Below are 588 nucleotides of genomic sequence, written 5' to 3'. Positions count from 1 at the left end.
CCACAGTTCAATCCTGTGCGCACCCACCAAATTCTTCAAAGACTTGGTGGAAAGACCCTGAAAGCGAGACGCGTTTGACGCGCCTCGGGCAGGCTGTCTGACCGTGATTCATTGACCGCGCTATCTGGATCTCTTGGCGATTCAGCCACGTTGAAAAATGCGGCTAAGAAGCCGGCCGAATCGGAAAGCAATGCTCTTTTCCCCGGCTGCAGCATCGCTAGCGCCAATTTCGTCTTTTCCTCCGGAGAAATCGCTGATGAGCCACCAGAAGAAGACCAGGAAGACAACGAAAATGCCGGTATCGATCGGGCCATGACTTGAATAGCTGCTGTGACGGAGCACAACAGCAACCGCCACGGCGATAGACACTGCAGCTGCGACGGGATGAAGTTTTTTCATCCGCAAAATCTATCTGAGAATCGCCGCTGCCGGAAGATGCTTCCTTTGTCGTGACAACGGCGTCTTTGTCGGCCGATACGGGGAATGGATAACTACTTCTCCGACACCCCCGCTTCCGCAAAGCTTGCCATGCGGGCATGACATTCCAGCGCCGAGCGGACGATGTTGACGGCGAGGCAGGCGCCGGAG

Annotated in this window: 2 protein-coding genes; both read right to left on the bottom strand. The window is 55.6% G+C overall.

Annotated elements, in window-relative coordinates; all coding sequences use genetic code 11:
* Positions 1-141: 141 nt before the first annotated feature.
* Positions 142-399: a hypothetical protein gene (locus EN993_RS36570; RefSeq protein ID WP_127266292.1), complete on the bottom strand. Its 258-nt coding sequence runs from the start codon at positions 397-399 to the stop codon at positions 142-144.
* Positions 400-491: 92 nt separating this feature from the next.
* Positions 492-588: nicotinate-nucleotide--dimethylbenzimidazole phosphoribosyltransferase (locus EN993_RS36565; RefSeq protein ID WP_164758097.1), on the bottom strand; the 97-nt coding region annotated here is incomplete at its 5' end.

The organism is Mesorhizobium sp. M7D.F.Ca.US.004.01.2.1 (assembly GCF_003997785.1).
Classification (GTDB): Bacteria; Pseudomonadota; Alphaproteobacteria; order Rhizobiales; family Rhizobiaceae; genus Mesorhizobium; species Mesorhizobium loti.
The sequence above is the reverse complement of the archived record's forward strand: the minus strand, read 5'-3'. Positions and strand labels throughout refer to the sequence as shown.

Excerpts from the sequence above, each read along its gene's own strand:
- EN993_RS36570 (WP_127266292.1), bottom strand. The coding sequence starts at position 399 with ATGAAAAAACTTCATCCCGTCGCAGCTGCAGTGTCTATCGCCGTGGCG.